This window comes from Flavobacterium sp. LC2016-01, from assembly GCF_009711135.1.
Classification (GTDB): domain Bacteria; phylum Bacteroidota; class Bacteroidia; order Flavobacteriales; family Flavobacteriaceae; genus Flavobacterium.
On the sequence record NZ_WMIC01000005.1, the window covers coordinates 420,560 to 445,467 of the forward strand.

Below are 24,908 nucleotides of genomic sequence, written 5' to 3' on the forward strand. Positions count from 1 at the left end.
ATGAATCCATAGAGCTGACTCTTTTTTAATTTAAAAACATACTTAAATGTCTGACGTAACAGCAATTCATAATTTAGTTCAAAAACGAAACGAGTTAAAATCAGAAATAGCAAAAATCATTGTAGGACAAGATGCAGTAGTTGATCAAATTTTACTGTGTATATTTTCAGGAGGACACGCTTTATTAATTGGAGTTCCGGGTTTGGCAAAAACTTTAATGATTAATACTTTGTCTCAAGCATTAGGCTTAGATTTTAAAAGAATTCAGTTTACGCCAGATTTAATGCCTTCGGATATTTTAGGAAGTGAAATTTTAGATGAAAACAGACACTTTAAATTCATTAAAGGACCAATTTTCTCTAATATAATTTTGGCTGACGAGATTAACAGAACACCGCCAAAAACTCAAGCTGCTTTGCTTGAAGCGATGCAGGAACGCTCGGTTACAATTGCCGGACAGAATTACAAATTAGATTTGCCGTATTTTGTTTTGGCAACACAAAACCCAATTGAGCAGGAGGGAACTTATCCTTTACCAGAAGCGCAGTTGGACCGTTTTATGTTTGCTATTAAATTAGAATATCCAACTTTTGAAGAGGAAGTTCAGGTGGTAAAACGTACTACATCTGACGTGAAAACAACAATTAATGCTTTGTTTACAGCACAGGAAATTATCGATTTTCAGCATTTGATCCGCAGAATTCCAGTAGCAGACAATGTAATTGAATATGCGGTAACATTAGTAAGTAAAACACGCCCGGATAATAAATTGTCGAATGATTTTGTGAAAAATTATTTAGATTGGGGAGCAGGACCAAGAGCTTCTCAAAATCTGATTTTAGCAGCAAAAGCACACGCCGCTTTTAATGGTAAATTTTCGCCGGATATTGAAGACGTAAAAGCCGTAGCAACTGGAATTTTAAGACACAGAATTATTAAAAATTATAAAGCAGATGCTGAAGGAATAACTGAAGAAGTTATCATTCAAAAACTGTTGTAACTATTATATTTTATGGGAAAGCCTGACAAGATTAAGATTTTGTCAGGCTTTTTTTATTACTGGTTTTTTGTTGTTTCGTTAATCAGCCGCACAGATTTATTGGTGAATAGTTTGACCAAAAGAACTTCAGGAAGAGAAGTGTATTTTTTTCTGCCACATTCGTACCACCAATAGGAATTGTATTGCATATTGTTTTTCTCCATTTTTATCTGCCATATTTTTTCATTTCCTCTCGCGATTTCTTTTTTCGCTATAATTTTATAACCATTTCCTGTCCAGCAGACTAACGGATTATGAGCTGGAGTTTTAATATAAATCAGTTTGTTTGGAGTTGAAATTTTAAAAACTTCATTATTTACCCAAGTTCCATTTTGAATGAAATATTCTGGGCTTAAATCTTCAAGTAAATTGTTAGGCTGTATTTTCTTTATTTCAAAACTGGTTGCAAATAGGATTATAGTTCCAATAAGAATAACTAAGAATTTATACTGCTGTTTTTTTATTTGAGTTTCTTCTATTTTCGGTTTTAAAAATCGGATCAGAAACAGCATTGGAACAATTTGATAAAATAGAAAACATAATATTCCAATTGTATGATGCAGTGCGTTTTCTTGTGTACATTGGAATAAAATAAGCGTAATGATTCTGAAGTAATTCGAAATTATATTAAGAATAATTACAACTACACAAAAAAGAAAAATCTGAAGGATATTGAAATATTTTGACTGTTTCTTTTCTTCTAAAGTTAATATAAAAGCACCTGACAGCAATCCGGTTTTAAACATTGACAAGCCCATGCAAGCTGTGTCGACTGTGATTTTTGCATTATTGATATAAAAATTAACGCCTTCTATTTTATCAATTGCAATGAAATTCTTTAAAACGATATAAACATAATAACAAAGAACTTGTTTTATTTCGGTTGTCATGTAATCGAAAAAAGTACTGAATACCGAAGAGAACAATAAAATACAGATTAGCGCAATAAATGAAAATTTTTGTGTAAAACTGTAATACAATAAACAGACAAATAATGCTAAAGCTAAAAGGTGCAATGATTTAGTGTGCAAACGATAGCTTATAAACTCCAATATAAAAATCAAAGCAAAAAGTGGATAGCTTACATTAAAAGTTGTTTTACGGCTCCCAATAAAAAACAGTCCGATTGATGCTAAAATTCCGAACAAATTAGTAGTAAGGCCCGCTGAAATTATGTTGTAGTTTAAAATCAAAAGACAACAAGCGATCAGCAGGAGAGAAGTTTTTTTGTATTCCAGTAATCGATTCATTTATACGGTCTGTTTTTTTGTTTTTCGGTAATAGAAATAAAGTGTTGCAGTTCCAATAATAATCAAAAGCCATTCGTGAGGCTCAGGAACCGCACCGTCATTATTTATTGACGCATTTCCTAATGTGTTTACGTTTTTATCGATTCCATTGTTTTTGTAATCTTCATCTGTTTCCAGAACAATTAAGGATGAAATTGGCGTTACAATATTGGCATCTTTTGCTAGTTCAACATATTGATTATTGGCCAAAGTATCGTTTTGAATTTTAACCTGTTCTTCGAGAACTTTTCCAAAAGCGTACATTCTGTAAATATGATTCGGCCCATTACTTTTTGAATTATTGCCTTGGGTATTTTCACGAATTGAAACTTGAGACGGTTCAATATTAATGCTGTTTTGGTCTGCTTTGTAAACCGGAAATTGATGTTTGTTAATCATCTCTAAACAAACAGCCAAACTGCTTTGAAAATAATCCACATAGTTTTGTTCTTTAGCAGTCTGCCAAAACGGATTAACATCAGAACTGATATTGATGACTTTTATATTTTTTTGTTTTGTTCCGAATTTGATTTTCTTCAGATAATCTGATCCCTCAAGTTCTTCAAAATTAGCAGAGAAAGTTCCTGATTTTGTAATAACTAAACTGTTTTTTGCCAATTTATAAAGAGGTAATAAGGTGTACTGGGAATCTTCAAAATCCAGCTGAATGGCTTTAAAATTATCTTTGTCGATTTTCTTTTTTTTACCATTTACAAAAACGTAAAGATTTTGCTGATCAAGATTGACAAATGATTCTATTTGTTTTGTTGTCCAATTGCTGTTTAAATCCAAAATAATTTCAGAAGGAGTGAATGGAATAACTGCTTTTTGAATGGCATCGACTTCATAAATTTTTCCTTTCCAAGCAAATGAATTATGATTGATTTTGCTTAATGGCATTGTTGCTTCCCAATTGTCAAGTCCTTTAGATTGGTTTATGTAAAATCCTTTTTCAAATTCAAAATCTTTACTGGTTTCTACAGCAGAATTACCGGTTATTTGTATTCTTGAAATTGTTTCGGCATTCGAAATGTTTGGTCCTTTAATAGAAAGACTTTGATATTTCATTTGGCTGTCTTCAACTTTTAGTGGAGTTGTAAAACCGCATTTGAATTTTCTTGGAGTTTGTCTGTTAACTGGAAAAACCCTTACAACAACTTTGTTTCCTTCTTTCCATTGCATTAATGAAGGATCGCGGTATTCTACGCCAACGATTTGTTTGTATGCCTTTTTAGCTTTTTCTTTAGTAGTCAAAACACCTTTGCGCTCCATTCCGTTAACCCATAAAGAAAGTGAGGTTGCTACAGAACCTTCAGGTAATTGAAAAGAGTAAATCGCTTCTCCGTCTCTCCATGAATCTTCGGCAGATGCAATATCCATGGTGATTTCAGTATAGGCTAAACGTGCTTCTGGATATACTTTTACATCTTCCTTTATTTTTTTTGTAAATAAATCTGTTCCATCCCAAAGCTGTTCTTCTGCTTCTAACCTCTTATCAAAGTTTGATTTTAGAATATTTATTTTGTCGTCATTTTCCAAACCAAGATCATCACAAGCTAAGTAAGCAATGCTGACGAAAGGATTATGAATTTTATTTCCGTTGAATTGCTGTCTACCGAAAGAGTTAAAACGGTCAAACGAAAAGAAGTTGTCAATATTGATGTACACAAGATCTTTCTTAAGCAGAATTTCATTGAAAAAATTAGGTTTTATATTTTGAGAAACTGAAATGTATGCGGGTAAATCTGTATTGCTTTCGAAGGAATTGATTTTTGCAATTTGAGCTATTTTTTTGCTTTCAATAACCAAACCGGCAGTAAAAATTAGAAAGCCGACAAGCACAATTGAAAACCCTGCACTAAAAGAAAGATAATAAGGTCTGTTTTTTGGTAAATGCAAAATAACGGTCAGCAAATGAATGATTAAGATTATTGCTGGAACCAATCCGTAGAAGCCCATTCCTAAGGCTAAAATGCCAATAAATGAATAAGGTAGTACAGGAATAAGAAATAGGGCAAAGTAAAATATTATCCAAAATGTGGCACCATTAATGAAATAAAATAGATAAGTGCGTGGGTTTTTTATTTCGTTTTGATAAAGAAAAAAATTAGTGATGCAAAACACAAAAGTTGTAACATATACCCAAACAGGCAAATGTTGAAAAACGGGAAAAAAAACATTTAAGCTAAAACAGCCAATAAGCCAATTGAGCATTAAAAAAGGAGTAAGATGAAGATACTCTTCTCTTTTCTTTAGAATTAGAAATGATACCGCAGTTCCGTAGAAAAGCTCAAACATCAAACTAACCGCTCCAATAGATTCGTATTTGTAAAAAGAAAATTCTTTAGAAGTGAGCGCACAAATCATAAATATTGTACTGAATAGGGTCACTAAGAGGCTAATTTTTACGCCTGTTTTTTGAGAATAATAATCTAGAATTTCAAGTTTGTATTTCATAGTTGTATTTTTTAAAAAGTACTTTGAAATACAAAGTTAATAGAATATTTGAAAAATCAGATTTTTTTATTTTATTTTTTGAAGAAAATTTGGTGTGAATTTGTTGCTTCTAAAAATCGTTTTTAAAGACGAAAAAAGACAACTATAACGTTATAATTCCTTATTTAGAACTATTCTTCACGGAAATAGAGGTAAAATCTCACTTAGTTTATAACAACAAATTTCGACTTTGTTAATGAAAAGATTTTAAAATATCAATAATTCATTTTTTTAATGCAAAATTGATATTTTGGCAAAAACAAGCAGTCAAAATCGTTTTTTAGCAATAATAATTTTTGAAAAGGCGACTTTCATTATATTCTTTTTAATTCTCACCTTTAATCTCTAAATTTGCGTACAAAAAAAAATACTTCTAATATATTATGAATACTTACAAAGATTACATTAACGAAATTGAAGAAAGAAAAGGCCAAGGACTTCATCCAAAGCCAATTGATGGAGCTGAATTAGTAAGCGAAATCATTGCTCAAATTAAAGATTTAGATAATGAATATAGAGAGGATTCTCTTAAGTTTTTTATTTACAATACTTTGCCTGGTACTACAAGTGCCGCTGGTGAAAAAGCAGAGTTTTTAAAAGAGATTATTCTTGGTGAGTCTGTAGTAAAAGAAATTACTCCAGCCTTTGCTTTTGAATTATTGTCTCATATGAAAGGCGGACCTTCTATTAAAGTATTGCTTGATTTAGCTTTAGGTAATGACGCCGCTATTGCAAAAGAAGCTGCAAAAGTGCTTAAAACACAAGTTTTCCTTTACGAAGCAGATACAGATCGCTTAATAGAGGCATTCAAAAATAATAATGAAACTGCAAAAGAAATCCTTGAAAGTTACGCTCAAGCTGAGTTTTTTACAAAACTTCCAGAAGTAGCGGACAAAATTAAGGTTGTTACTTTTATTGCTGGTGAAGGTGATATTTCAACAGATTTACTTTCTCCAGGTAACCAAGCGCACTCACGTTCAGATCGTGAGCTTCACGGGCAGTGTATGATTACGCCTCAAGCGCAGCAAGAAATTAAAGCTTTACAAGCACAACATCCTGATGCAAGTGTGATGTTAATTGCTGAAAAAGGAACTATGGGTGTTGGTTCTTCAAGAATGTCAGGTGTAAATAACGTGGCACTTTGGACTGGTAAACAAGCAAGTCCGTATATTCCATTCGTTAACATCGCTCCAATTGTTGGTGGGACAAATGGTATTTCTCCAATTTTCCTAACAACTGTTGATGTTACTGGTGGTATTGGTCTAGATCTTAAAAACTGGGTAAAAAAGGTTGATGCAGAAGGAAATGTTATTCGTAACGAAAACGACGAACCAATTCTAGAGCAAACATATTCTGTTGAAACAGGTACAGTTTTAACAATCAATATTAAAGAGAAAAAACTTTATAACGGAGATCAGGAATTAATCGATATTTCTAAGGCATTTACGCCTCAGAAAATGGAATTTATCAAAGCTGGTGGTTCTTATGCTATTGTTTTTGGTAAAAAACTTCAAACATTGGCAGCTAAAGTTCTTAACATCGAAGCTCCTTTAGTATATGCTCCGTCAAAAGAAATTTCACATGAAGGACAAGGTCTTACTGCGGTTGAAAAAATCTTCAACAAAAATGCAGTTGGAATCGCTCCGGGTAAAGTATTACACGCTGGTTCTGATGTTCGTGTAGAAGTTAACATTGTAGGTTCTCAAGACACTACAGGTCTTATGACTGCTCAGGAATTAGAGTCTATGGCGGCTACGGTAATTTCACCAATCGTTGACGGTGCTTACCAATCAGGTTGTCATACTGCTTCGGTTTGGGATAAAAAAGCGCAGGCAAACATTCCTAAATTGATGAAATTCATGAACGATTTTGGTTTGATCACAGCGCGTGACCCAAAAGGTGTTTATCATGCAATGACTGACGTAATTCATAAAGTACTTAACGATATTACTATAGACGAGTGGGCTATCATTATTGGTGGTGACTCTCACACAAGAATGTCAAAAGGTGTTGCTTTTGGTGCTGACTCAGGAACTGTTGCTCTTGCTTTGGCTACTGGTGAGGCTTCAATGCCAATTCCGGAATCTGTAAAAGTGACGTTCAAAGGAGATATGAAAGGATACATGGATTTCCGTGATGTGGTTCATGCTACTCAAGCTCAAATGCTTCACCAATTTGGAGGAGAAAATGTTTTCCAAGGAAGAATTATAGAGGTTCACATCGGTACTCTTACTGCTGACCAAGCGTTTACATTTACTGACTGGACTGCAGAGATGAAAGCAAAAGCTTCTATCTGTATTTCTGAAGATGATACTTTGATCGAATCATTGGAAATTGCAAAAGGCAGAATCCAAATCATGATCGACAAAGGAATGGATAATGACAAACGCGTTCTTCAAGGATTGATCAACAAAGCAGATAAGAGAATTACTGAAATTAAATCGGCTGAAAAACCTGCTTTAACTCCAGATGCAAATGCTAAATATTATGCTGAAGTTGTAGTTGATCTTGATTTGATTGCTGAACCAATGATTGCTGATCCAGACGTAAATAATGCTGATGTTTCAAAAAGATATACTCATGATACTATCAGACCTTTATCTTTCTACGGTGGAGTGAAAAAAGTAGATCTTGGATTTATCGGATCTTGTATGGTTCACAAAGGAGATATGAAAATTCTTGCTCAGATGTTGAAAAACGTAGAGGCACAAAAAGGAAAAGTGGAATTCAACGCTCCTCTTGTTGTTGCTCCTCCGACTTATAATATCGTAGATGAATTAAAAGCTGAAGGTGACTGGGAAGTTTTACAGAAATACTCTGGTTTCGAATTCGACGATAGCGCTCCAAAAGGTGCTGCACGTACAGAATACGAAAACATGTTGTATTTAGAGCGTCCAGGTTGTAATCTTTGTATGGGTAACCAGGAAAAAGCAGCAAAAGGTGATACTGTAATGGCGACTTCAACTCGTCTTTTCCAAGGAAGAGTTGTAGAAGATACTGAAGGTAAAAAAGGAGAGTCATTACTTTCTTCTACACCAGTTGTAGTTTTATCTACAATTTTGGGTAGAACTCCAACATTAGCTGAATATACAACTGCTGTTGAAGGTATTAACTTGACTAAGTTTGCTCCTTCTAATAAATCGTTAGTAATGTAATCTTACGATTATTAATATATCAAAAGCCCGAGTGATAAACTCGGGCTTTTTCTTTTATTGCTCTTCTATTTTTTGTAACTTGTCATGTTCAAAATAAAATAGAAAAACAAAAAATAATACAAGACTTATGGCTTTTGATATCGAAATGATTAAAAAAGTGTATGAGAACATGCCCGGTCGTGTTGACAAAGCACGCGAGATTGTTGGTCGTCCACTTACTTTAACAGAGAAAATTTTATACAATCACCTTTGGGATGGAAATCCAACTCAGGCGTTTGGAAGAGGAGTTGATTATGTTGATTTTGCACCAGACCGTGTTGCGTGTCAGGATGCAACAGCTCAAATGGCATTATTGCAGTTTATGCATGCCGGAAAATCTAAAGTGGCGGTTCCAACAACGGTGCACTGTGATCACCTGATTCAGGCAAAAGTGGATGCTGCAACCGATTTGGCCAGAGCAAAAACACAAAGTAATGAGGTTTTCGACTTCCTGTCGTCTGTTTCTAATAAATACGGAATTGGTTTCTGGAAGCCCGGTGCCGGAATTATTCACCAAGTCGTACTTGAAAATTATGCTTTCCCTGGCGGAATGATGATTGGAACCGATTCTCACACTGTAAATGCAGGTGGTTTAGGAATGGTAGCGATTGGAGTTGGTGGTGCCGATGCTGTAGACGTAATGTCTGGAATGGCGTGGGAACTTAAATTTCCTAAATTAATTGGAGTTAAATTGACTGGTAAATTATCAGGATGGACAGCTCCTAAAGATGTTATTCTTAAAGTGGCTGGAATTCTTACTGTAAAAGGAGGAACCGGCGCTATTGTTGAATATTTTGGCGAAGGCGCAACCGCAATGTCTTGTACGGGTAAAGGAACTATTTGTAATATGGGTGCCGAAATTGGAGCGACAACTTCAACTTTTGGTTATGATGCTTCAATGGGGCGTTACCTGCGTTCTACAAACAGAGCCGATGTTGCCGATGCTGCTGATAAAGTAGCTTCATATTTAACTGGTGATCCAGAAGTTTATGCAAACCCGGAACAATATTTTGACCAAGTAATCGAAATCAATTTATCTCAATTAGAGCCACACTTAAACGGACCTTTTACACCAGATTTAGCGACTCCAATTTCTAAAATGAAAGAAGAGGCAATCAAAAATAACTGGCCATTACAAATTCAGGTTGGTTTAATTGGTTCTTGTACAAACTCTTCTTACGAAGATATTTCTCGTGCAGCTTCTTTAGCAAGACAAGTTGCAGATAAAAACTTAAAAACAAAAGCGGAATTTACCATTACTCCGGGTTCTGAAGTAGTTCGTTCGACTATAGAAAGAGACGGATTCATTGATACATTTCATAAAATTGGTGCAACCGTTTTTGCCAACGCCTGCGGACCTTGTATTGGTATGTGGGATAGAGAAGGAGCGGAAAAAGAAGAAAGAAATACAATCGTTCACTCTTTCAACCGTAATTTCTCAAAACGTGCAGATGGTAACCCTAATACATTAGCTTTTGTTGGTTCTCCAGAATTGGTAACGGCAATGGCGATCGCTGGTGATTTAGGCTTTAATCCACTAACTGATAAGTTGATTAATGAAGATGGAGAAGAAGTAATGCTGGATGCTCCAACAGGAGATGAACTTCCTGCTAAAGGATTCTATGCTGAAGATCCAGGCTTTCAAGCTCCGGCAGCAGATGGTTCAGGGGTTCAGGTTGTGGTTAGCCCAACATCTGAGCGTTTGCAATTATTAGCTCCATTTGATGCTTGGGACGGGAAAAATATTACTGGTGCAAAACTATTGATCAAAGCCTTTGGAAAATGTACAACCGACCATATTTCTATGGCTGGACCTTGGCTGCGTTTCCGTGGACATTTAGATAATATATCTAATAATATGCTTATTGGTGCTGTAAATGCATTCAATCAAAAAACAAATTCGGTTAAAAATCAATTAACGGGAGAATATGATGCGGTTCCTGCTGTTGCTCGTGCGTATAAAGCAGCTGGAGTTCCGTCTATCGTTGTGGGAGATCACAATTATGGTGAAGGTTCTTCTCGTGAACACGCGGCTATGGAGCCTCGTTTCTTAGGTGTGAAAGCGGTATTGGTGAAATCTTTCGCTCGTATTCACGAAACAAACCTTAAAAAACAAGGTCTTTTAGGATTGACTTTTGCAAACGAAGCAGATTATGATAAAATTCAAGAAAACGATACGATTAACTTTACTGATTTAACGGAGTTCGCTCCAGGAAAACCATTAACATTAGAGTTCGTTCATGCGGATGGCACAAAAGATATTATTTTGGCAAACCATACTTACAACGCTGGACAAATTGGCTGGTTCGTTGCTGGTTCTGCATTAAATCTAATTGCCGCAGGAAAAGCTTAAATATTAAAATTCAATTATATTTAAAATGCCCTGTGGAAACAGGGCATTTTTTTGTTAGGAGGTCATTTTGAAAATATTTAACAAGGACTCAGTTTGCAAGTTCTATTTGAGATAAAGTCTTTGTTCTATTTGGTTTTGTAGTGTCAAACTCTTCAGTTGAAATGCTAAAAACAAGAGAAGAGGGAGTTTTTGAGTATTCATTTATAGTGTAACCACCTACTATATATAATTTGTTGTTATTATAATACATAGCTGAACGATATAAATTCAGTTCAATAGTATATTCTTTTAATAGTTTTGTTTTGATGTTGTAAACATACATTTTTTTGTTTTCAAAAAAATAGATTGTATCATCATTGTAAGTTATAGCAGGTCTTTCTAAGCCTGAAAATAATTCACCTTCAGTTTGCCATTTTTCAGAGGTTAAGTCAAAAGTTTCAATCTGAGGAACAGGATTTCCGTTGTTACCGCCAATTAAATATATTTTATCTTCAATCAGAATTCCGTTTGTTTCCATTGCGATTGGCATACTTGCCAGTTCGTACCAGTAACCGGAGGTGATATTGTAAAAATGTACTTTATTAGTAAAATCTTTTTCATCCTTCTTCTCTGATTTTATCGAGCCTCCTATAACTATAATATTGTCTTTGTATGAAAAAGATGCAGCGTCAGAAGCTTGATGTGGATAAGTTTTGTCAATCGTAACTGTTTTCTTGTCCATGTCAAAAACTTCAATTTCGTTTTGTAGATACTCAAATTTTCCATTCATTGAGATTTTTTTTCCTCCCAAAATGTATATTGTATTGTTATAGTAATTGACATTATGAAAAGCTCGCTTTTTGAATTTCTCTTCAGTAATTTGCCAGGAGTCTAATGCGATATCATAAATCAATAAATTGGATTTGTACATTGCTATACTATTGTCTTGGCGAAGTTCTTCTAAAAATTTTTGTATGAAATTATCGTTATCATCGAAATTTTGATTTTTTGACCGCAGCCTTTTGAAAGGGTCGTTTTCTATGCTTGCATCACCTCCTGTGATATAAATTTTTCCATCCTTAAGAAAAGATCCAAATGATGAAATACCATATTTTATTGATTTTAGCTTGGTGTATGATAGTTTAGATTTTAGTTTTAATTCATGATTTGCTTCAATTTTCAATTCGTTTAAATTTTCAGTTTCTTCAGAAAGAATAACGTGAAATTTCAGTTTTGCTAAGTTTTCAATGCTTATTTTTAAAGTAGTAAACCCAAGATGAGAAAATTCTACTATTTCATCGGCTTTAAGAGATGAAAAAGAAGATGTTGAAAACTCTCCTTTTTTATTGGTGATAGTTCCAATTTTGCTATTTAATGCTAAAATATTAACATCCTCAAGAGGTTCGTCGTTTCTTGAAAATACAGAACCTTTTTGGTTTTGTGAAAATAAGAACAGCGGAAATAAGAAGAGTGTAAAGAGTAATTTTTTCACAAGTTTTTGCAAGTTAAGTTAGTATTAAATTTAAAATTATTGGTGTTGTGTAAAAAGCTGAATTTTAAAAAGTTGGCTCAATTTTTATGCCGAATAGGTTAATTTGGATGAAATTAGTTGTTAAAAATTGTGTTTTTTTTACTTTAAAAAGTTAAATTCGCCTTGCCCCAAATAACAAAACAGCTTTTTTTGAGTTTTAGAAATAGAAAAGTTCAAAAAGTGCGATAGATAAAATGACAAGGATGACCTATAGATTAATAATATTGATGTTTTTTTTTAGTGTTGGTGTTTTTTCTCAGGAAAAATACATCAAGCATAAAATCTCAAAAGGAGAAAATATTACCGTTATTGCTAAAAAATATGGTGTTAAACCAAAAGATATTATCGACGCAAACCCAGATGCGCCAAAGATATTGAAACTCAATTCGGTTTTATTGGTCCCAAATAATAACAAAGCAGTTACCTTAAAACCTACTGAGAATGTTGAAAATACAAATGCAGATTCTCATGAAATTCAGGCAAAAGAAACGCTTTGGGGAATTGCAAAAAAGTATAATGTATCGGTTGACGAATTAAAAAAAGCAAATCCTTCACTTGAATCCGAAGGATTAAAGATTGGACAACGAATAAATATTCCTTCAAATTCAGCTGCAATTGCTGAAAACACTGCTCAAATTACAGAACAATCAACGGATGTTGAGATTGTAGTTGAGGTGCAGCCAAAAGAAACCAAATACGCGATTGCCAAAAGATATGGAATAACGGTTGCTGAATTAGAAAAACAAAATCCTTTTATAAAAGGAAAACTTCCTGTAGGTTATGTTTTAAAAATAAAAACTTCTAAAGAAAAGGCAGATGCTGCATTAAACCCTGTTCCAGCGACAAATGAAATAACACCAGCTCAGGAAGAAAACACGCAAATAGCTGATAACACAAATGTAAAAACTGATTCGGCGATAGTCCGTGTAAGCAATCACTCAGGATTGATTGATCTTTTAATTTTGAATGCTACGCAAAACATAGGAACGCGTTACCGTTCTGGAGGTACAACAAAAGCTGGTTTTGACTGCTCAGGTTTGATGTTTTGTACTTTTGGAAACTTTGATATTAAATTGCCAAGAAGTTCAATTGAACAATCTCGAATTGGAAGCAAAGTCAATTCTGATGCAGCACAGAAGGGGGATTTAATTTTCTTTAAAACAAATGGACGCCGTCATATTAATCACGTAGGAATGGTTGTTGAGGTGACTGAAGGCGAAATTAAATTTGTTCATTCTTCGACTCATGGAGGTGTTATGATTTCTTCAACAAAAGAGCCGTATTACGAAAGAGCTTTTTCGCAGGTTAATCGTATTTTAGAAGAAGAAACTAAGAAGCTGTAGTGTTTAGGTAAAAATTATCTTTAAATTCTTCAATCGGAAAAGGCTTACTCAGCATTTTCGAGACATATTTGTTTTTTGTGATTTCATCGATTTCATCTGGATCTAAAGTGGATGAAAGAACATAAATTTGAGTATCATTCTTAATTTTTGATTCCAATTTATCGTATTCTTTCAAGAAATCAAAACCATTCATAAAGGGCATCTGGATATCAAGAAGAATAATCAGCGGTTTGTTTATTTCTCTGTTGTTATCGAGCCACAAAAGTGCTTCTTCTCCATTGTTGGCAATGTGAATTTCTTCTATAAAAAGCACTTTTTTTAATAGTTGTCTGATTACCAGCTGATCAATCAAATTATCTTCAATTAATAGAAATGTTGTGTTAAGTGGCATAGTAGTTTGGTATTGTTACGACAAATTTGCTTCCTATTTCAGTTTGTGAGCTTACAGAGATATTTCCTTTAATATTTTCAACTGCTTCTTTTACAATATAAAGCCCTAATCCAGATCCTTTATTTTTGTTTGTTCCAAAATACATTTCAAAAATATTGTCTTTAAATTCCTCTTTAATTCCAATTCCGTTGTCTGTTACTTCAATTTTATTAAATCCATCTTTTACAGAGGTTTTAATAGAAATTAGCATTTCCTGTTTGCTGGCGTCGGCATATTTAATGGCATTTGAGAGTAAATTCGAAATGATGATTTTTAGCCTTAAACTGTCGCTTTGAATTTGATCGACTAATAATTCTTTGGTAAATGTGATTTTGCTGGCGTTTTCAATATGCATTAACTGAGAAATAGCTTCTTCAAATAATTCTTTTAAGCTCACAGGTTCCATGACTATTTGAGTACGTTTGTTTTTCGAGTAATCAATAATGTCGCTTATGAATTGATCCTGTTTGGCCAGACTTTGCTCCATTAAATTCAGATAATCCTTAATCTGTGAGACATTGTCTTCTAATTGTGTGATTTTTATAAGGCCTTTCAAAGATGTAATTGGAGATCTTAAATCATGCGATGCGCTGTAAACAAAGCAATCCAGTTCATGATTTACCAGCATTAGATTTTCGTTTTTTACTTCGATTTCTTTTTTAGAAACTAGCAGGCGCTTTACCATTATGGAATAGTAAAGACAAATGCTGCAGACAATAATCAGAATAAAAAGAATATTTGTGATGATCAGCAAATCTTTTATTTTACGGGTTCCTACGCCTAAGGTATTCAAAAAATTGCGTTCGTTAATGGTAAGTTTGTCGCTTATGACGCTAATTTCGCTAAGAAATTTTCGTTGTTCATTAGTGGTTAATGAATTGTGTTTTATTTTCGCGTCAATCTGCGTTCCAAGTACAAATAATTCATTGATTAATTTGTCTCCTTCTTCCCATTCGTGAATGGCTTTTGCTAAAAAGGAAACTTCTTTAAAATGAACAAAAAGCCAAACAAGATCGTCTAGATCGTCTTTATGATTTCGTCCTTTAAGAAAACCTTCGCGGGCAATTTGGTTGTCGCCAGCTTTTAGGAGTGTTTTTCTGGCGATTCCGTCACCTTGAGGAACGCTCAGCTCTTCGATGTATAATTTCCACTGATTTTGATCTTTCGTATAAAGGTATGTAATGAGATGTCGTGCAGCATCTTTTTGGCCTTTTGAATAATGTGATTCGCCATTAACGTAGGCTCTATTGGCAGATAAAATTTTGATTGTAAAGAAATTGATGCATATTAAAAGGGCGCATGTAATAAATACAATTAGCAAAAGAACAAAGACATTTGGAAATCGCATTTTTCTTAAAAGCTGAATCTTCTGCATATTTCTTATTTTGTAGGTTGATAGTTTCGTTTTAAACGTCTGATTAACTTGTAGTTGATGTTTTTTTTCTGTTTCGTAAGTTTGGGGAACTTTTTATGAGTTTAAGTTATAAAATAAACAATTGTTAATAAAAATAAGGTGATTTGATTAATTTCACCTTCTTATCAAATTTAATAAAAAAATATTTTGCTTTAACAAAGAAGATTTTATTTTCGGAATATTTTGAATTTATTTAAATTAATCTATTGTTTATCAGGTATTTATAATTTAGTTAAAATTTTTTAAAACATTTTTTTGACGAAAGTATATTCATTTTTAATAATCATTTTACGAATAAATAATTATTTCAAAGCATAATTTTGTTTAACGATTCTTGGTTTTGAAAACAATTACAAGAAAAGGTTTTGTTTTATTTTTTTAGAAAGTTAAAAAAAAATAATTTATAAAAAAATGTAAGAATAAAATGGATCTTTTTTTCTTTTTTAAGTGTGTTTTAATAACAAAAGAAGCTGCAAGTTCTGCTTGCAGCTTTTTTTTAAAAGTAAAGTTATTTCATAAATTTAAACGTGTTGCATATTAAAAAATGATTGATAATTCTAAGTGTATCAAATTGTTATATTTTGAAAGACTATGCTAAATGTTGTTTTCGTATTTGGCATAAAGTTTTGGAAACATTTGCTTTAAATCGTCGCTGTCTTCATTCCATTCTTTTCCGGTTGTTATATGGTTCTCCTGAAATGGATAAGGCATTTTTTGATCAGTCAGTTCTTCAAAGATTATGCCCGGCAAATAGCCAAAGCCCTCCCAATCAAATTCTTCTATTAAATGTGTTTCAATTTCTGCAAGCGATTCTGGATTCTCGAGAACCTTGTAATAAAAATCCTTTCCCTGCGCAATTACCCATTCGCGAAAATCGCTGAAACTGTCATCACTGCAGCCTCCATGAATAATATAAATAGCGCCCCAAAGTTCCCAAGTATTTGCTTTACCTCTGAAATTTCGAAAGCTGTTTCCAAATAAAATTAGTTCATCAGCTGTCAGTTTTCGGAGTTCATTTGCTAGTTCTTCTTGCTGTTCTTCAAAATTGCCTCCAGAGATGTCTTTGGTTTTTTGAATGATTTTCCAAAATAAATCTTCCTGCATCAGTTCTTCTGAAACTGTATAATCTGTGTTTTTGATAATTTTAGAACAGCGGTTTTTTTCTGTATTACCAAAAAATATATCAAATATTCCCATTGGTTTTTGGTATTAGTTTGTATGTCACATTTTAATAAAAAAATATTTTAGGAATTCACATTAATTACTCCTTTAAAAAATTGAATACCGCCAAATAAGATAGCGCCCCAAAATATAAAACCAATATCAGCGAGTGTCAAAATAATCCCGCCGCAAAACCATAGTGCGCCGTAAACCATATCTTTTCTGGCCTTTTCATATTTTGCTTCTTGTATTTCGATTTCTAGATTTTCTACTATTAAAGCAGCAACTTCAGTACTGAGGCCCTGTTCTGCAAGTTTGGCTTTTGTTTCGTGAGCTGATTTGTTTTCATTGATTAGCAGATTTGCTGCATAATTGTAATGATGATTTGAAGTATCTGATGATTCAATTTGGGTGGTTTCCATAAATTTGTTTTTTTGGTTGGCTTGGTTTTTATTTTTGATTTTAACGAATCAAAGTTTAATTGTTCAGATTTATATTTCACATTCTATGGCTATCATATTGTATTGCGAAATAATTCTGAAAAACTATTTTGGTTTTGACACCCAAATATAAATAGTTGAAAATTTATATACTTACGGGAAGACGTAAATGGGAAAGTTTTTTCAATAAAAAAAGCTACAAGTTTATTTGCAGCTTTTTTTTATGATGTTTTTAGTGAAATCAGACTTATTTAATTTTTGTGAATACGTCTGAGCATTCTTCAATGCAACGCATGTAGTTGACATGATAGAAATACATTTGTTTATCTTCTATTGTATAGTTTTCTATAAAAGTTCCTGCTGGTTTTTCCATTGTGGTTGTAAATCCAGGGCAGCCATAAACTAAAGTTAAAGTTTTTGTATCCGTTTTATAAGTTCCAGCTTTACATTCTGGGAACCGTGTTGAGGTGAAGCTGCCATCGCTGTTAAAAGTATAAGTATAGCTGTCATCAGCAGGAATCCAATTGGATGGTCCACCAGCACTAACATAATGCCCTGTTAATTTCCAGGTTCCAATTATTCCTGTATTTTTAACTTTAGGTTCATTGTCACTATTACAGCTTACTTGAAAAAGTGCAAAAACAAATAAAACGATTAATTTCTTCATAGCATTTTATTTAGTATCAATTTCTTATTCAATTCTAACAAAACCACTTCCAATTCCGTCTGGATTGTTCTCAGCGATTTCAAGTTTATTTGATTCTGAATTTGTAATTATGCCTCGTATTGTAACATCAAGTGGTTCTTGAAGATTTTCAGTGATATTACAAGTTATAAATTTCTCCATTTCACCTGTAAAAATGGATTTCTGCATTGTAATGTCATAGTTACCGCTAGCAGTTATTTTTCCGTTTTTAGTTATTGAAAAAGTATTGTCTTTGTTTAAACTTAATTGAATTGAATTTCCCGTAGAAGCTGGTGTACTATGTAAATGAAAAGCAATACCACCATTTGTACCTTCCCAATTCCATTTTCCATAAATTCCTGATTTTCCTGAGTTAGCATCAGTTTCTGAACTGCAGGAAATAAGGCCGATGGCAAGAATAAAAAGTGTAATTATTTTTCTCATAATTTCGTTGGTTTTTTTATAAGATAAGTAAACTTCAAATTGGTTGCGTTATAAATGATATTATTTTGAAAATTAATTTGTTAGTGAAGTTTTTTTATTCAATTTCATGCCAATAATGCCCACAGCCATTTTTACATTCTGTATCTCGTCTTTCAGTATCAGTTATTTTAAAAATCCAGAGTAGTGCAGTTATAGTTTTTTTATTTTCTTCCATCGGAAGCAAGGCCAATTTTTGAAAAGCAATTTTAGGTGGAAATGTTTTTAAAATTACTATTGGAGTGTAAGTTGATTTTAGGGGAATAGTGTTTATTGCTGTTTGATAAGCTTCAGAATTATAATCTGTTTTATTCGGAATTGAATTAAAAATATAATTGTACAATGTTGCAAATAATTCTTTGAAGTTGTAATCGCCTTCTAGTAAAAGCTCTAAGCCAGCATTAAATTCGAGCTGGTCTTGTGCAATTTTGTTGATTATTTTTTCTGATTTTTTCAATGCTTTTCTATTTCTTTTGAATTAGTTTTCCAAACTCTGTTCTCAAACTATCCTGAGTAAATAAAAGTCTTTTCTTTTGATCGAAAGTTAATTCATTATTCGAAAATAACATTTGAAGGTCTCTTTGAATTTGAAAATAATCTCCAATATAACGTCCGTTTAATTCGGTATAGAAAGTTTCAATTTCTTTATTTGTCTTTTGAATTTTATGCTGTTTGAAATTATTTTGTAGAATATAAATAATAAAGAAAACAGTAATGAAAACAAGTAATTTGAAAATTATTTTCTGATTCATTTTAGTTTTGTGAAAGTTGAATTTCAAATGTAAATAATTGAAATAAGATTTAAGTGCGGAAAACCGTAAAAGAGATTTTTTTTGGTTTATGAAATAATCGGAATTTAAAACTTCAAGATTTGAAATTTCTAAAAAAAGTATATCTTTAACCAACCCAAAAACCAAAAAAATGCAAGAAAACGACCAAGACCAAGAACATTTTAAAAGAGAACTCGGATTATTAGACGGAACCATGCTTGTAGTTGGTTCTATGATTGGATCTGGAATATTTATCGTAAGTGCCGATATCGCCAGACAAGTTGGATCTGCCGGCTGGCTGACACTGATTTGGCTTATCTCTGGATTAATTACAATTATCGCTGCCGTAAGTTACGGAGAACTCAGCGCAATGTTTCCAAAAGCTGGAGGACAATATGTTTACCTTAAAGAAGCATACAATAAATTAATTGCCTTTTTATACGGCTGGAGTTTTTTTGCTGTAATTCAGACCGGAACAATTGCGGCTGTTGGAGTGGCTTTCTCAAAATTCGCATCGTATTTGTATGAGCCTTTCAGTGACGAAAATATTTTGTATGAATTAGGTTCTTTTAAACTTAATGCAGCACAGCTTGTTTCAATTTTTACAATCGTTGTATTGACATACATTAACAGCCGCGGTGTAAAAAACGGAAAAATTCTGCAGACTGTTTTAACAATAATCAAAATTTTATCATTGCTGGGGTTAATCGTTTTTGGATTAACGCTTGCGGCAAAAGCTTCAGTTTGGGATGCCAACTGGGCAGATGCTTGGACAACACGCTCCTATAATGCTGAAAGCACTTCATGGCTTCCAATTAGCGGAACGGCTTTGATTACCGGAATTTCTGCTGCAATGGTAGGTTCATTATTTTCAAGCGATGCGTGGAATGGTGTTACTTTTATTGCCGGTGAAATTAAAAATCCAAAACGTAATGTTGGGTTAAGTTTATTTCTGGGAACTTTTATCGTAACGGTAATTTATGTTTTGACTAATTTAATGTATTTGGCTGTTGTGCCGCTTCAGGAAATTGCAACTGCAAAATCGGATAGAGTAGCAGTTGTGGCTTCGCAATATATTTTTGGAGATATTGGAACCCTGATTATCGCCATTATGATTATGATTTCAACTTTTGCGTGTAACAATGGGCTAATTATGGCTGGGGCAAGAGTTTATTATACAATGGCAAATGATGGTTTGTTCTTCAAAAAAGCGGCCGTTTTAAATGAATCAAGCGTTCCTGCTTGGGCATTATGGGCACAATGTATTTGGGCTTCTGCTTTATGTTTGACAGGGAAATATGGTGATTTACTTGATTTTGTAATCATCATTGTTTTGATTTTTTATATTCTGACGATCTATGGAATTTTCATTTTAAGAAGAAAAATGCCGGATGTAGAAAGACCTTACAAAGCATTTGGATATCCATTTTTACCAATGTTATATATCATCGTTGCCACCGCAATTTGTATTTCATTGTTATTTACGAAATTTTCAACCTGTGGCTGGGGAGTTTTAATAATGCTGGCAGGAATTCCAGTTTATTATTTAACCAAACCAAAAGAATAAAATTTTGTTTCAAGTTTCAAGTTTCATGTTTGAAGTTTAATACTTGTATAAAAAAAGCGTTTTATTTATTATAAGACGCTTTTTTTGTTTTCTAATTGTTAGTATCTGATAAGTCATTATCAATTCTTTCTGCTGTTGGTCTTAAGAAAATCAGATAAATTAAAATCAGAATTCCGAATAATATAAAATCTGGTTTTAAAATTAAGATCAAAAAAGCAGCACCTTCAAGAACTGCCCAGCGCAGAATTGATGCTGTTTGATAAATAGGGAATTTTTCTTCAAGTTTTAATTTTGGATTAATTTGTTTCAATTGAGATTTGAATAAAAAACTGCTCAAAACAAATGCTAAAACAGGAATTAAAATATATACTGCCGAAGAAGTATCGATAGACGGAATTCGTAATTTTTCAATCGAAAGGTCGCCTATAATGTAATACGCTATAATTGTTCCTGCGCAAATGGCAAGATGTATAATTTGGAGAGTTTTAATTTTTTCAGACATGATTTGGTTAGGTTTTGAAGGAGGTTTATATATGCAAGTTAAGAATTAATTACTTGAAAATTAGTATTTTGACAGTTGTAAATAGTGTTTTTTAATTTGTTGTTTTAATTTTTTACGGTCTTGTAAAGAATAACAAAGAAATAAAAAAAAGTAAGAAACACTCTATAAAATCATATTTTCTTTATTTGAAATCAAAAAAAAAGACACTGCAATTAAGCAGTGTCTCTTTGATGCAAATAATCTGGAAACTGTTTTATAACGCAACAGCTTCAGCAGATGATTTTATTGTTGAATTAATAATAGACAAAGTAAGAGGGTCAGATTCTCCTGAGAAGAAAGCCTCTAAAATTTCCTGAAATATTGGGTTTGTGTTTTCTACTAAAGAAAAAAGTGTCATAGACGAACGTAATTTGCGTGCATCTAAATCTCCCAAAATTCCATCAGCAGATTTTCTTTTGAAAGTCAATAAAAGTTCTGAAATTTCGATTAAATGTTTTCCTAAAATAGGATGTTCCAAATAATCTGTAGCTTCTTTTAAATCATTAATGGCATAAAGATTTGCCGTATCACTTTTGCCTAAACCTTTTATTTGCGGAAAAATGAACCACATCCAGTGTGTTTCTTTTTTCCCTTTTCTGATTTCAGAAAGAGCGGTAAGATAAAGTTTGTTCTGCGCATCTAAAAAACGCGCTAAATCATTGTTTGAATAGGCCATTATGGTAATGTGTTTAAAAAAAGGTTGCAAAAGTAGTAAAAAAGATAGGGTTTGCCTAATAAAAGGTTCATACAGTGTGGGTTTTAACTTTTTAAAGAAGGAATATCTTACTGTTTTTTTTATCAAAAAAAGTTTTTCTAATCATTCAATTCTATAAAAATCAAAGTTTTCGATTGGTTCTTCTAAAGGTAAGATTGATCCTTGGCAAAACATCTCGGGCTGTTTTTGGAACTTGATGTTGCCAAAAACTGTTTGTTGTTCCAGCCATTAATAAAAAAGAACCATGATGAAGCGGAATCTCAACCTGCGGAATTTCCTTGCTGTATTTATGACGAAGTCTGAACATTCTGGTTTCTCCAAAAGTCACCGAAGCAATGACCGGATTAGGCCCCGAATTGTGTTCTTTGTCGCTGTGCCAGCCTACACCGTCATTTCCATTTCGGTATAAATTTAAAAGGAGGCTGTTAAAATCAAGCTGCGTTTCTTTTTCAACGCGGCCTCGAATAGTTAATAAGTCATAAGTCCAGTCAGGCCCTTTTGGATCTGCGCCGGGATTATCTTTATCTTCATACCAGGAAATCATTCGGGGAACAGTATAGGTTTTATCATAAATTTCCATTTCATATTCTCTCCATTTAGTTTTGCGAAGTATTCTTTCATAAAAACGGTCAGATTCTTCTTTAGTGAAGAAATTATCGATCAGAATAAGTTCTGAGTCAGGAATGTCAAATATTTTTCTGCCTTCCAAACCAGTCGCAAATAATTCGGTGTCGTTAAATAGTGTCATAACTTAATTTTTCAAGATTTTGGCTTAATTCTGAAACTGCTTGTTAAAGAATACTTTTCCAGGATGTTTTTCTGCGAAAGCAAAAATCAAATGCTCGATATATTGATTGCTTTTATAAGGTTCCGTATAATTTTTTACTTCTGATGGATCATGAATCGAAATATCCGAAGGAATATAACCCATTCCATAAAAATGTCCCTTTTCAATCCAAATACAGCTTCGTTCGTCTTTAGATCTTCCTTTGTCTATAATCGCAAAAGTGGGCCTATTGTTTAATAAAAAATCAATGGCATTGTCCACTTGTTCGTTATGAAGTACAATATCAGGCAAGTTTTTCAGATCATTATTTTGCGGAAGTTCTCCTTCTTCAGGTCTGGCATATTTGCAGAATCTTTGATCAATTTCAAATCGTTCAGACAAACCTCTCAGTAAATTTATAGCATTATACAAACTATTAAATTCATGAATGCAAGTCTGAAATTTGCTTAGTTTTCCAACGGCCAAATATTTATATCCGTTTCTTGCTTCATACTGATAAATGCCAAACCTTGCTTCAAAACGTTTTAATGCCCTATTGTAGGTGGGCCAAAGCTGTTTTATTTCAGTGCATTCTAACAAAAGCGCCATTAATTCGGTGGCACAGACTTCAAAGGAAATTCCATGAATATCTCTTAAAAAATGCTGTCTCTGCGAATTGATTTTATGACCGCTAAAATGAGAAGCTACGCGTTTTTTTAAGTTGATTGCTTTCCCTACATAGATTACCTTTTTTACCTGATTATAAAAATAATATACACCTGGTTTTTCCGGTAAATTGTTAAAGTCATCAGGAGGCAGGTTGGGTGGCAAACGCTGATCTTGCGAAGTCATTTTAATCATTTTTGCGATCTCGCCTTCATCGTCCCATTCCAGCAATTGAGAAAATAGTATTGCGGTAGCATCTGCATCTCCGCCAGCACGGTGTTGATTCTCTAACGGTATGTTTAACGAATGGCAAAGTTTCCCCAAGCTGTACGATGCCAGCCCCGGTTTAATTTTTCGTGCGGCGCGAACGGTGCACAGTTTTCTTGCGGTCCATTTAAAACCCGCTTGTTCCAGCTGATGACGTACAAAAGAATAATCGAAGTTGACATTATGTGCAACAAAAATGCGATCCGTCAGCATTTCCAGTACTTTCTCTGAAATATCATCGAAAATAGGGGCGTTGGCAACCATTTCATTATTAATTCCCGTTAATCCAAAAATTGACAGCGGTATATCTTTCTCTGGATTTACAAGCGTTTCATAACGATCAAGTACATTTTTACCATCATGAATAATAATGGCAATTTCTGTAATGCGGCTGCCACTGGCATTACCGCCTGTGGTTTCAATATCGACTATGGCATATTCCGTATTTTTCATCTGTATATAACGTAAAACTTATTGTTTTTCTGTTGTTTATATTTAAACTTTAACCGTAATAACATCTTTGAGCAAAGTAGAAAACTTGGGAGATAATCTGTTCTGTCTCATTTTCCATTGTCGTCCTAAAGACTGTACGCCGAATTTAATTTTATTATTGCCATAACTCTGATTCATTTTATCAATCACACTCATTAAGGGCTGATGTTTAGGATTTGATGTTTTGAATAAATTAAGCTGCGTTTCATTATTTGGAGTTAGACCCATTACAATTACGCCAGCCTTTTTATAACGATAGCCTTTTTTAAAAATAGCTTTAAATCCCTTTTGCGCAGCCTCATTAAGCTCTATTGTCGAATTTGTCGGAAAATCAGTAGTGATAGTAATACTTCGTGAGTATTGTGAGTTTTCGTCTTTTAAAAAACTAGTCTGAATAAAAACAGTTACCATATTGCAATGACAATCCTGACGCCTTAATTTCTCAGCACAAGAAGCTGTAAACGTGCTGATTCGTTCTGAAATTTCTTCATAAGTAGTATATCTTTTTTCGAAAGATCTTGTGGTGGCAATCATTTTTCGATCAACGGCTTCTTCTAAATCCAAAGTTGGTTTTCCTTCTAATTCATGTTTTAAACGAAGCCCAACTACAGACATTTCTTTTCTTACCCAAGCATCCGGAAGTTGGGTAAATTCATAAGCCGTGTTGATTTTTTTTAATTTAAGCCGTTTGGCGTGTTTTCTTCCAATTCCCCATACGTCTTCAATTTTAGTCCACCTTAATGCTTTAATTCTTTTTTCTTCAGAGTCAATACAATAAACACCCTGCGTACGATCTGCAAATTTTCGAGCAATTTTATTTGCCACTTTTGCCAAAGCTTTGGTAGGCGCAAAACCTATACTGACAGGAATGCCCGTTCCTTGTGTTACTTCTTTCCTCATTTTCAAGCCTAGCACATTCAGATCAAATAAATCGTAACCTGAAAATTTCAGGAAAGCTTCATCAATACTGTAAATTTCGATTTCGGGAGTATAAGTTTGAAGCAGGTTCATTACCCGATTGCTCATATCGCCGTACAGCGGATAATTAGAAGAATAAACAAAAATGTTTTTTTCTTTAAAAACAGATTCATACTTAAAAGCAGGAATAGCCATTGGTATGCCAAGAGCCTTAGCTTCATCGGAACGCGAAATAACACAGCCATCATTATTAGAGAGAATAACGATAGGTTTTCCTCTTAAACTTGGCTCAAATACTCTTTGGCAAGAAGCATAAAAATTATTACAATCGACTAAAGCAAACATTTCTAATGTGTTTTTTATTTCTATTTC

At 33.4% G+C, this 24,908-nt stretch carries 21 protein-coding genes; 5 read left to right on the forward strand and 16 right to left on the reverse strand.

Annotated features, from left to right (window positions below; translation table 11 throughout):
* Positions 1 to 46 precede the first annotated feature (46 nt).
* Complete coding sequence (locus GKZ88_RS13010) at positions 47 to 1,000, forward strand: MoxR family ATPase (RefSeq protein WP_155102788.1); 954 nt, start codon at positions 47 to 49, stop codon at positions 998 to 1,000.
* Positions 1,001 to 1,056: 56 nt separating this feature from the next.
* On the opposite strand, the gene xrtN is transcribed toward GKZ88_RS13010, so the two are convergent.
* Together xrtN and GKZ88_RS13020 are read right to left on the reverse strand one after the other, a co-directional pair.
* Complete coding sequence (xrtN, locus tag GKZ88_RS13015) at positions 1,057 to 2,289, reverse strand: exosortase N (RefSeq protein WP_155102789.1); 1,233 nt, start codon at positions 2,287 to 2,289, stop codon at positions 1,057 to 1,059.
* Entirely contained in the window at positions 2,290 to 4,785 is a 2,496-nt protein-coding gene (locus GKZ88_RS13020) for an XrtN system VIT domain-containing protein (RefSeq protein WP_155102790.1), read from the reverse strand.
* A gap of 422 nt (positions 4,786 to 5,207) precedes the next feature.
* Here GKZ88_RS13020 and GKZ88_RS13025 point away from each other — a divergent pair, with 422 nt between their 5' ends.
* Both GKZ88_RS13025 and GKZ88_RS13030 read left to right on the forward strand, forming a co-directional pair.
* Positions 5,208 to 7,979: a bifunctional aconitate hydratase 2/2-methylisocitrate dehydratase gene (locus GKZ88_RS13025; RefSeq protein ID WP_155102791.1), complete on the forward strand. Its 2,772-nt coding sequence runs from the start codon at positions 5,208 to 5,210 to the stop codon at positions 7,977 to 7,979.
* 127 nt (positions 7,980 to 8,106) lie between these two features.
* Positions 8,107 to 10,371, forward strand: a complete 2,265-nt coding sequence (locus GKZ88_RS13030; RefSeq protein WP_155102792.1) for an aconitate hydratase — start codon at positions 8,107 to 8,109, stop codon at positions 10,369 to 10,371.
* Between the two features lie 88 nt (positions 10,372 to 10,459).
* Here the strand turns inward: GKZ88_RS13030 and GKZ88_RS13035 are convergent, their stop codons facing one another.
* Positions 10,460 to 11,842: a carboxypeptidase-like regulatory domain-containing protein gene (locus GKZ88_RS13035; RefSeq protein ID WP_347343876.1), complete on the reverse strand. Its 1,383-nt coding sequence runs from the start codon at positions 11,840 to 11,842 to the stop codon at positions 10,460 to 10,462.
* Positions 11,843 to 12,084: 242 nt separating this feature from the next.
* Here GKZ88_RS13035 and GKZ88_RS13040 point away from each other — a divergent pair, with 242 nt between their 5' ends.
* Complete coding sequence (locus GKZ88_RS13040; RefSeq protein ID WP_155102794.1) at positions 12,085 to 13,224, forward strand: peptidoglycan endopeptidase; 1,140 nt, start codon at positions 12,085 to 12,087, stop codon at positions 13,222 to 13,224.
* Here the strand turns inward: GKZ88_RS13040 and GKZ88_RS13045 are convergent.
* From GKZ88_RS13045 to GKZ88_RS13080, 8 genes are all read right to left on the reverse strand, one after another.
* On the reverse strand, positions 13,211 to 13,615 hold the full coding sequence (locus GKZ88_RS13045; protein ID WP_155102795.1) for a response regulator: 405 nt from the start codon (positions 13,613 to 13,615) through the stop codon (positions 13,211 to 13,213). The two genes, GKZ88_RS13040 and GKZ88_RS13045, sit on opposite strands and share 14 nt — an antisense overlap.
* Positions 13,605 to 15,029 carry a HAMP domain-containing sensor histidine kinase gene (locus GKZ88_RS13050; protein WP_155102796.1) on the reverse strand — a complete coding sequence of 475 codons (1,425 nt, stop codon included), beginning with the start codon at positions 15,027 to 15,029 and terminating at the stop codon, positions 13,605 to 13,607. Before GKZ88_RS13050 ends, GKZ88_RS13045 begins: the two co-directional genes overlap by 11 nt.
* Positions 15,030 to 15,662: 633 nt before the next feature.
* A complete protein-coding gene (locus GKZ88_RS13055; RefSeq protein WP_155102797.1) occupies positions 15,663 to 16,265 on the reverse strand; it encodes a DUF4240 domain-containing protein in 603 nt (200 codons plus the stop codon).
* Between the two features lie 47 nt (positions 16,266 to 16,312).
* The gene (locus GKZ88_RS13060; RefSeq protein ID WP_155102798.1) at positions 16,313 to 16,651 is read right to left on the reverse strand and encodes a hypothetical protein; all 339 of its coding nucleotides are present in this window, start codon (positions 16,649 to 16,651) and stop codon (positions 16,313 to 16,315) included.
* A 265-nt stretch (positions 16,652 to 16,916) separates the two neighbouring features.
* Complete coding sequence (locus tag GKZ88_RS13065; protein WP_155102799.1) at positions 16,917 to 17,336, reverse strand: lipocalin family protein; 420 nt, start codon at positions 17,334 to 17,336, stop codon at positions 16,917 to 16,919.
* Between the two features lie 24 nt (positions 17,337 to 17,360).
* Entirely contained in the window at positions 17,361 to 17,798 is a 438-nt protein-coding gene (locus tag GKZ88_RS13070; protein ID WP_155102800.1) for a hypothetical protein, read from the reverse strand.
* Between the two features lie 94 nt (positions 17,799 to 17,892).
* Positions 17,893 to 18,291 carry a DUF5958 family protein gene (locus GKZ88_RS13075; RefSeq protein ID WP_155102801.1) on the reverse strand — a complete coding sequence of 133 codons (399 nt, stop codon included), beginning with the start codon at positions 18,289 to 18,291 and terminating at the stop codon, positions 17,893 to 17,895.
* A 7-nt stretch (positions 18,292 to 18,298) separates the two neighbouring features.
* Positions 18,299 to 18,586, reverse strand: coding sequence for a hypothetical protein (locus GKZ88_RS13080; protein WP_155102802.1), 288 nt, complete (start codon positions 18,584 to 18,586; stop codon positions 18,299 to 18,301).
* A 169-nt stretch (positions 18,587 to 18,755) separates the two neighbouring features.
* Between GKZ88_RS13080 and GKZ88_RS13085 the strand changes: the two genes are divergently transcribed.
* A complete protein-coding gene (locus tag GKZ88_RS13085) occupies positions 18,756 to 20,171 on the forward strand; it encodes an amino acid permease (RefSeq protein ID WP_155102803.1) in 1,416 nt (471 codons plus the stop codon).
* 91 nt (positions 20,172 to 20,262) lie between these two features.
* Here the strand turns inward: GKZ88_RS13085 and GKZ88_RS13090 are convergent, their stop codons facing one another.
* The 5 genes from GKZ88_RS13090 to GKZ88_RS13110 form a co-directional block, all read right to left on the reverse strand.
* Entirely contained in the window at positions 20,263 to 20,673 is a 411-nt protein-coding gene (locus GKZ88_RS13090; RefSeq protein ID WP_155102804.1) for an MFS transporter, read from the reverse strand.
* Positions 20,674 to 20,926: 253 nt separating this feature from the next.
* Complete coding sequence (locus GKZ88_RS13095; protein ID WP_155102805.1) at positions 20,927 to 21,388, reverse strand: DUF1810 domain-containing protein; 462 nt, start codon at positions 21,386 to 21,388, stop codon at positions 20,927 to 20,929.
* Positions 21,389 to 21,548: 160 nt separating this feature from the next.
* The gene (locus tag GKZ88_RS13100; RefSeq protein ID WP_155102806.1) at positions 21,549 to 22,175 is read right to left on the reverse strand and encodes an alpha-ketoglutarate-dependent dioxygenase AlkB; all 627 of its coding nucleotides are present in this window, start codon (positions 22,173 to 22,175) and stop codon (positions 21,549 to 21,551) included.
* 24 nt (positions 22,176 to 22,199) lie between these two features.
* Positions 22,200 to 23,579, reverse strand: coding sequence for an exonuclease domain-containing protein (locus tag GKZ88_RS13105; RefSeq protein WP_155102808.1), 1,380 nt, complete (start codon positions 23,577 to 23,579; stop codon positions 22,200 to 22,202).
* 42 nt (positions 23,580 to 23,621) lie between these two features.
* On the reverse strand, positions 23,622 to 24,881 hold the full coding sequence (locus GKZ88_RS13110) for a Y-family DNA polymerase (RefSeq protein WP_196216479.1): 1,260 nt from the start codon (positions 24,879 to 24,881) through the stop codon (positions 23,622 to 23,624).
* Positions 24,882 to 24,908 lie beyond the last annotated feature (27 nt).

Coding starts and splice junctions, on each gene's coding strand:
- GKZ88_RS13010 (WP_155102788.1), top strand. CDS start 47: ATGTCTGACGTAACAGCAATTCATAATTTAGTTCAAAAACGAAACGAG.
- xrtN (WP_155102789.1), bottom strand. CDS start 2,289: ATGAATCGATTACTGGAATACAAAAAAACTTCTCTCCTGCTGATCGCT.
- GKZ88_RS13020 (WP_155102790.1), bottom strand. CDS start 4,785: ATGAAATACAAACTTGAAATTCTAGATTATTATTCTCAAAAAACAGGC.
- GKZ88_RS13025 (WP_155102791.1), top strand. CDS start 5,208: ATGAATACTTACAAAGATTACATTAACGAAATTGAAGAAAGAAAAGGC.
- GKZ88_RS13030 (WP_155102792.1), top strand. CDS start 8,107: ATGGCTTTTGATATCGAAATGATTAAAAAAGTGTATGAGAACATGCCC.
- GKZ88_RS13040 (WP_155102794.1), top strand. CDS start 12,085: ATGACCTATAGATTAATAATATTGATGTTTTTTTTTAGTGTTGGTGTT.
- GKZ88_RS13045 (WP_155102795.1), bottom strand. CDS start 13,615: ATGCCACTTAACACAACATTTCTATTAATTGAAGATAATTTGATTGAT.
- GKZ88_RS13050 (WP_155102796.1), bottom strand. CDS start 15,029: ATGCAGAAGATTCAGCTTTTAAGAAAAATGCGATTTCCAAATGTCTTT.
- GKZ88_RS13055 (WP_155102797.1), bottom strand. CDS start 16,265: ATGGGAATATTTGATATATTTTTTGGTAATACAGAAAAAAACCGCTGT.
- GKZ88_RS13060 (WP_155102798.1), bottom strand. CDS start 16,651: ATGGAAACCACCCAAATTGAATCATCAGATACTTCAAATCATCATTAC.
- GKZ88_RS13065 (WP_155102799.1), bottom strand. CDS start 17,336: ATGAAGAAATTAATCGTTTTATTTGTTTTTGCACTTTTTCAAGTAAGC.
- GKZ88_RS13070 (WP_155102800.1), bottom strand. CDS start 17,798: ATGAGAAAAATAATTACACTTTTTATTCTTGCCATCGGCCTTATTTCC.
- GKZ88_RS13080 (WP_155102802.1), bottom strand. CDS start 18,586: ATGAATCAGAAAATAATTTTCAAATTACTTGTTTTCATTACTGTTTTC.
- GKZ88_RS13085 (WP_155102803.1), top strand. CDS start 18,756: ATGCAAGAAAACGACCAAGACCAAGAACATTTTAAAAGAGAACTCGGA.
- GKZ88_RS13090 (WP_155102804.1), bottom strand. CDS start 20,673: ATGTCTGAAAAAATTAAAACTCTCCAAATTATACATCTTGCCATTTGC.
- GKZ88_RS13095 (WP_155102805.1), bottom strand. CDS start 21,388: ATGGCCTATTCAAACAATGATTTAGCGCGTTTTTTAGATGCGCAGAAC.
- GKZ88_RS13100 (WP_155102806.1), bottom strand. CDS start 22,175: ATGACACTATTTAACGACACCGAATTATTTGCGACTGGTTTGGAAGGC.
- GKZ88_RS13105 (WP_155102808.1), bottom strand. CDS start 23,579: ATGAAAAATACGGAATATGCCATAGTCGATATTGAAACCACAGGCGGT.
- GKZ88_RS13110 (WP_196216479.1), bottom strand. CDS start 24,881: ATGTTTGCTTTAGTCGATTGTAATAATTTTTATGCTTCTTGCCAAAGA.